General features: G+C 68.8%; 8 protein-coding genes and 1 pseudogene. 8 read left to right on the forward strand and 1 reads right to left on the reverse strand.

The window, feature by feature from the left end; all coding sequences use genetic code 11:
• Positions 1 to 8 precede the first annotated feature (8 nt).
• The gene (locus tag ACIHAD_RS47845; RefSeq protein ID WP_397361549.1) at positions 9 to 869 is read right to left on the reverse strand and encodes an SDR family NAD(P)-dependent oxidoreductase; all 861 of its coding nucleotides are present in this window, start codon (positions 867 to 869) and stop codon (positions 9 to 11) included.
• A gap of 248 nt (positions 870 to 1117) precedes the next feature.
• Between ACIHAD_RS47845 and ACIHAD_RS47850 the strand changes: the two genes are divergently transcribed.
• The 8 genes and pseudogenes from ACIHAD_RS47850 to ACIHAD_RS47885 form a co-directional block, all read left to right on the forward strand.
• Positions 1118 to 2059: an RNA polymerase sigma-70 factor gene (locus tag ACIHAD_RS47850; RefSeq protein WP_397361550.1), complete on the forward strand. Its 942-nt coding sequence runs from the start codon at positions 1118 to 1120 to the stop codon at positions 2057 to 2059.
• Between the two features lie 154 nt (positions 2060 to 2213).
• Positions 2214 to 3443, forward strand: coding sequence for a cytochrome P450 (locus ACIHAD_RS47855; RefSeq protein WP_397361551.1), 1230 nt, complete (start codon positions 2214 to 2216; stop codon positions 3441 to 3443).
• A gap of 113 nt (positions 3444 to 3556) precedes the next feature.
• Positions 3557 to 3883 (forward strand): hypothetical protein, encoded by a 327-nt coding sequence (locus ACIHAD_RS47860; RefSeq protein WP_397361552.1) that lies wholly within the window; start codon positions 3557 to 3559, stop codon positions 3881 to 3883.
• A gap of 93 nt (positions 3884 to 3976) precedes the next feature.
• Positions 3977 to 4285 (forward strand): hypothetical protein, encoded by a 309-nt coding sequence (locus tag ACIHAD_RS47865; protein ID WP_397361553.1) that lies wholly within the window; start codon positions 3977 to 3979, stop codon positions 4283 to 4285.
• Positions 4286 to 4388: 103 nt separating this feature from the next.
• Positions 4389 to 4550, forward strand: coding sequence for a hypothetical protein (locus tag ACIHAD_RS47870; protein ID WP_397361554.1), 162 nt, complete (start codon positions 4389 to 4391; stop codon positions 4548 to 4550).
• Between the two features lie 72 nt (positions 4551 to 4622).
• A complete protein-coding gene (locus tag ACIHAD_RS47875; protein WP_397361556.1) occupies positions 4623 to 4979 on the forward strand; it encodes a serine hydrolase in 357 nt (118 codons plus the stop codon).
• Positions 4976 to 5794 carry a lysostaphin resistance A-like protein gene (locus tag ACIHAD_RS47880; RefSeq protein ID WP_397361557.1) on the forward strand — a complete coding sequence of 273 codons (819 nt, stop codon included), beginning with the start codon at positions 4976 to 4978 and terminating at the stop codon, positions 5792 to 5794. Before ACIHAD_RS47875 ends, ACIHAD_RS47880 begins: the two co-directional genes overlap by 4 nt.
• A 150-nt stretch (positions 5795 to 5944) precedes the next feature.
• Positions 5945 to 6207 (forward strand): annotated as a pseudogene (locus ACIHAD_RS47885) (glyoxalase/bleomycin resistance/dioxygenase family protein); the annotation flags it as partial.
• Between the last annotated feature and the right edge of the window lie 306 nt (positions 6208 to 6513).

A 6513-nucleotide genomic window follows, 5' to 3' on the forward strand; every position in this document is an offset into this window, starting at 1 on the left:
GGTTCTGGTCACCGACTTTCTTGATCGAGGTTGCCGTGAGCCTGTGCCGAAAGGTCCTGCCAGTCGGCCCAGGTCTTGAGCCGGTCGGCGTAGACCTGCTGGAGCATCGGGTAGAAGCCCAGTCCGAAGAGCACCCGCCGGGGCGGGTTGTCGGAGTCGACGATCTTGAGGAGTGCCTGGGCCGCGGCGGCCGGGTCGCCGGCGGGCTGCCTTCCCGCGAACGCGGCGATGCGCCGGCGAAGGCCGTCGTACACCGGGTCGGGCTCGGACAGATGGCCGTTGTTCAGCGGGTCGGGGTTCTTGCCGGACCGGGTGGCGAAGCCGCCGGGCTCGATCACGGTCACCTTGATGCCGAAGTCGGCGATCTCTTGGGCGAGGGATTCGTTCAGAGCTTCCAGAGCCCACTTGGAGGCGCTGTAGGCGCCGCTGAGCGGCATCGCCATGAGCCCGGCGGCCGAGGACAGCTGGATGATGTGCCCCGAGCCCTGCTGGCGCAGGTAGGGCAGCGCGGCCTGGATCATCCACAGCGCGCCGAACAGGTTGGTCTCCAGCTGGTCGCGCAGGTCCTGCTCGGCCAGCTCCTCGATCGCGCCGACCTGGGCGTAGCCGGCGTTGTTCACGATGACGTCGAGACGGCCGAAGTGCTCCCTGGCCCGCTTGACGCTCTCGAAGACGGCGGCCTTGTCGGTCACGTCCAGCTCCACCGGAAGCACCGCCTCGCCGTAGGCGGCGACCAGCTCATCAAGGCTCGCGGCGGTGCGGGCGGCCGCGGCGACCTTGTCGCCACGCGACAGGGCGGCCTCGACGAAGTTGCGGCCGAGGCCGCGAGACGAACCGGTGACGAACCAGACCTTGCTCATGATGTCCATCCGTTCCTTCTTCGGCGGCGGTGGCGCGGCGGTCACCGCGCAACCGGCCGAGGCGATCAACTCGGGGAGTGGCGTGCCGCGCGCATCGTTCGCACGGGGTCCTGACGACCATGCGGCGTCTGTGCCGCCACCTTTGTGACAGTGCGGCCATGTGACGTGGGTCACCGGTCACGGCTGTCACACAGCGGGGGGAGCCGACGCCTTGTACATGGAGCAGGATTTGCGAGGGCGACAGGCAGGAGCCAGGGATGAACGAGCGCAGGGACGCGACGACGGACGCAGCCGGGCCGACGGCTGACGGCAGTCGGACGGACCCGGCGACGGAGGCGTTCCTCGCCCATCACAACCTGCTGTTCACCGTCGTCTACGAGATGCTCGGCTCGGCGGCCGACGCCGAGGACGCCCTGCAGGAAACCTGGCTGCGCTGGGTCAAGGTCGACCTTGGGCAAGTGGTGGACCAGCGCGCCTACCTGGTACGGATCGCCGCCCGGCGCGCGCTGGACCGGCTGCGCGTCATGAAGCGCCGCAAGGAGGCGTACGTCGGTCCCTGGCTGCCCGAACCGCTGCTCACCGCGCCGGACGTGGCCGAGGACGTCGAGCTCGCCGAGAGCGTGTCGATGGCGCTGATGCTCGTCCTGGAGACGCTGTCGCCGACCGAACGTGCCGTCTTCGTGCTGCGCGAGGTCTTCGACGTCGGCTACGACGAGATCGCCGCCGCGGTCGGCAAGGCCCCGGCGACCGTACGCCAGATCGCGCACCGCGCCCGCCGGCACGTCGATGCCCGCCGCCCGCGCGAAGTGGTCTCCCCGGACCAGACCCGGGCGGTGCTGGCCTCGTTCCAGCGCGCGGTCGAGACGAGGGACCTGCAGGGCCTGCTCGACGTGCTGGCCCCGGAGGTCGTCCTGATCAGCGACGGCGGCGGCGTCAAGCGGGCCGCTCCGCAGCCCGTCATCGGCGCCGGCAAGGTGGCCCGCATGATCGTCGGCGGCCTCGGCAAGGCCCAGATCGCCCTCGCAGGCGAACCCGTCGTGGTCAACGGCAACCCGGCACTCCTCCTGCGCGTGGACGGCGACATCGACGGCGTCATGGCAGCCCGAGTCGAGAACGCCCGCATCACCGGCCTCTACTACGTCCGCAACCCGCGGAAGCTGACCCGCATCGCATCGGAGACCCCGCTCACCCTGCGATGAACACCGGTGACGAGCCGGCCCGCAGCCTCGGAGCGATATGGGCCTGACGGTGGCGCACCAGGCGCCCGTCGCCGGAACCGGCGGTGTCGATCGCACTCCCGAGGCCGTCACAAGCAGAACAGATTCCGCCAGATCTCATACTGGGAGGTCATTCATGACAGAGAACGTCGCCCACACCGGCGGACTCGCCGGCCTGGAACTGCCGGTCGAGCGGGGCTGCCCGTTCAGTCCGCCCGCCGCCTACGAGCGACTGCGCGAGCAGGCGCCGATCAACAAGGTCCGGTTGGCCGGCGGCGGCGAGGCGTGGTGGGTGTCCGGGCATGAGGAGGGCCGGGCCGTCCTCGCCGACGGCCGCTTCTCCTCCGACAAGCGCAAGGACGGCTTCCCGCTCTACACTCTCGACGCGGCGACCCTGCAACAGCTGCGCAGCCAGCCGCCGTTGATGCTCGGCATGGACGGCGCCGAACACGCTGCGGCCCGCCGTCCGGTGATCGGCGAGTTCACCGTGAGGCGGCTGTCCGCGCTGCGCCCGCGGGTCCAGCACATCGTCGACCACTTCATCGACGACCTGCTCGTCGCCGACCGGCGGCCGGTCGACCTGGTGCGGGCGCTGTCGCTGCCGGTGCCCTCCCTGGTGATCTGCGAACTGCTCGGCGTCCCCTACACCGACCACGACTTCTTCCAAAGCCGCACCGCCATGATGGTGCGGCGGACGTCGCTGGAAGACCGCCGGCAAGCGTTCGCCGAACTGCGCGCCTACATCGACGACCTGGTCACCCGCAAGGAGTCCGAACCCAGCGATGACCTGTTTGGCCGGCAGATCGCCCGGCACCGCCAGGAGGGCACCCTCGACCACGCGGGCCTGGTCAGCCTGGCCTTCCTGCTGCTGACCGCCGGGCACGAGACCACCGCGAACATGATCTCGCTCGGCGTCGTCGGGCTGCTGACGCATCCGGAGCAGCTGGCCCTGGTCAGGGCCGACCCGGACAGGACGCCTTTGGCCGTGGAGGAACTGCTGCGTTACTTCACCATCGCCGACGGAGTCACCTCCCGGCTGGCCACCGAAGATGTGGAGGTCGGCGGAGTGAGCATCAAGGCCGGCGAGGGCGTCATCGTCTCGATGCTGTCGGCCAACTGGGACCCGGCGGTGTTCAAGGAACCGGGCGAACTGGATGTCGAGCGCGGGGCCCGCCACCACATCGCCTTCGGGTTCGGCCCGCATCAGTGCCTGGGCCAGAACCTGGCCCGGATGGAACTGCAGATCGTCTTCGACACCCTGTTCCGCCGCATCCCCACCCTGCGGCTCGCCGCACCGGTCGAGGAACTGCCGTTCAAGACCGACGCCGTCATCTACGGCGTCCACGAACTCCCGGTCACCTGGTGAGCAGGACATGATGCGCATCAAACCGACACCGGGGCCTGCGTCGGCTCCGGCCTATCCCTCCTGACCGAACCGGTCGTCTTCGACCAGGACGACGACGGGATCGTGGCCCTGACGTGGACGGCCCGGTCCCGCAGCTCCCGCACCCGTTCGGCGGCGCGCGCGGCCCGGACCTCGGCGAGGAGCGTTCGTCCATGGCGGCGGCGCGGTGCGGCAAGGCGGTCAGGGAGGGTGGACAGGCGGGCCCGTGCGTCCTCGGCGAGGGCTCGCGTACGCGCCGCGACCTCAGCGGTCACGTACGTGTGGGCGCAGTGGCGTGCCAGGTCGGCGGCGGTCGGGTCAGCGCGCGCAAGGTGGTCCCGTACGGCGGGATGCCCCGCACGCTGCTGCCAGAGCAGGTGCAGCTCAGTCGCTTCACCGTCTGCCGAGGGGCCTTGGAGTGATCCGGAGGCCCCTTTCCGAGTTTGGTGATCAGGGGCGCGGCACCAGGCCGGGGGTAATCCCTACTGCGGTTCGGGGGTGTTCGGGATAGGGCGGTGAAGTCCGCGCTCGCGAATGTCAGTCCCGTCGGCAACATCCTGAGTTCGCTGGCCGCCACCCAGCACGACAACCTCCCGCTGCTCCAGCTCGTCTCGGTGACCGGTGGCTACGGCGTCAGCTTCCTCATCGCCTCGTTCGCCGCCGTCTGCAATCACCTCTGGCAGGACGGACTCACCTGGCGGCGGGTGGCACCCTTCGGAGCCGTGCTGACGCTGGTGCTCGTCGGCGGAAGCATGCGCTTGGCGCTCTCGGCGCCCGCCGGCGACACCTACGACTCGCTGGTGCGCTCCAGAGCGGGCACCTGATCGGCCCATCGCCTGCTGAATGCCCGGCGGGCGAGCATGAGGTGGCTGCGACCTACCTGACGCGATCAGGACAGACCGCCGGGGTTGAGTGGTTGCCTTCGATGTGCGCCGACGAGCCGACGTCGCCGAGCACGTCCGGGCCATTCTGCAGGAGCTGGACCTGCGTGACCGCGTGCACGTGGTGATCTACGCCTACGAGAACGGGCTCGTCGCTCGCCACGAATTCCATCCGAACGGGCGGTACCAGGTTCACCCCTTCGGGTGAGGCCGGACCGATTCCGTCCGGCCAAGCTTCGAGATTGTGCGTTTCCTCCGTCTCATACCTTTCAGCGTCGTCATGCTCGTCGGCTGGACAGCCCCGGCCCATGCCGGTGACCAGGAGCTGATCGACGACTACCGCTCCGTCTACGGCACGCCGGGCGTCGCAGCTCCCGTGATCGACGGGTCGTCCGTCGAGACGATCGTCCGCGTCCGGGGTGAGGACGACAACGCGGTGACGCCCCGGACGCCGTTCCGTATCGCGTCCTTGAGCAAGTCGATGACGGCGACGGCGATCATGCTGCCGACGGACCGATTCTCCGTGGACGACCCGGTCGTCAAGGTTCTCCCCGGGTTCAAGATGGCCGATCCGCGCTACCCCACGATCACTCATCGAGCCGGATCCTCGCGCCCGCACGGGACGAGGTCATCATGACTGCGTCCTCCACGCGCTCAAGTTCTGCCAGATCAACTGTTGTCGATGTCACGTGGTTCTTCGCGATCGCCGTCCTGCTGTGTTTCGCGCTGTCCGTTCCGATGGTCTTCCGGCTGGTCCCGACGGACTTCTACAACCTGATCACTCCGACCCTGCAACTTTCCCCACTGCTCGCAGCGATCATCATGTGGTTTGCCCGACGACCCGGAACGTTCCGGGAGACGTTCGCCACCGGGTGGCGCGGCACACCCAAGTGGGCCGGCATCGGCATCGGCCTCATCGCCGCGATCGCCGCGATCCAAACCGCCATCGCACTGGCATCGGGGATCTGGCAGCTCAACCCGCTTGACCAGATCTTCGCGGCGACCATGTGGATCGTTCCGGTCTTCCTCATGCAGTCGGTCTTCGCCATCGGCGAGGAGTTCGGCTGGCGCGGCTGGCTGGCGACGCGCGCCGCGTCATGGGGATTCTGGCCGCTGGCCCTTGTCAGCGGTCTGGTATGGATCGTCTGGCACCTGCCGGTCCTCGCCGTCATCGGTGATCGACCACCCTGGGACATCGTCATCTACTTCGCGGGCATGCTGCCATGGGCGCCGCTGTTGCTCGCAATTCGCCGGCAGTCGGGGAGTGTCTGGCCCGCGGTTCTGACGCACGGAGCGATCAACAGCGTCCGGGTGTACCTGTTGCAATCCGTCCCCAACGCAACGGATCACCTGCTCATCGAAGTGATCGGCTGGGTACTCACGCTCGCCGCTGCCGTGTGGCTGATGCGCCCGAGCCGGGCGCAGCCCGTCCGCGGGGCTCTTGGAGGTTAGGTTGATTCCTGCTCGGCTTTGGCCGTCATCCCGTTGCGCAAGCCCAAGCCAGAGCCTCGTCCTCGATTTTCGCGAGGTCGGGGCTGCGCGGGCCGGGTAGCGGTAATCATGCGGCGGAGCAGGGCGAGCATGTCGTCGAAGCTGGGCCGGCCACTCAAGCTCGTCCTCATCGAAGGCGAGCCGGGCACCGACACTCGCCTTGACCGCCTCGGCGTCGAGGTCGCCTCCACCAACGAGGTCACCGCCGCCGCCCGCCTGGCCGGGCGACCACGGTGGAGGAGGACACCACCTGCTGCTACGCCGTCCAGGACATGGTGTGGGTGAACGGGCCCGGCGCCCAGCCGTGGGAGGTGTACGTGGTCAAGACCGACGCCGACACCCTGGCCAAGCAGCCCCATTCGGCCTGCTGCAGCTTCTGCCCCTCCTGGCCGGTCAGTCCACGCCCACGGACGGGCTCAGCCACCGCTCCTCCAGCGGTCGAACGGACGTCACCGCACATCCAACCGCCACGACCGCCACCCCGGCGAACCCATGCGGTCAGAGCACCAGATGGCCGTGACGTGGGCTGTTCCAAGGACGCCTGTGCAGGCCCTGAGAACGACGGCATTGACCCGGTCCGTCCGTGCCGGTCAGCGCTTGATGGGGACTGCCGGGTAGACGCCTCCGTTGGCCACTTCCAGCGTGATGCTGGTGCGATCGTCGGGTGGGGCGGGATAGTA

The organism is Nonomuraea sp. NPDC052265 (genome assembly GCF_044547985.1).
Taxonomy (GTDB): Bacteria; Actinomycetota; Actinomycetes; order Streptosporangiales; family Streptosporangiaceae; genus Nonomuraea.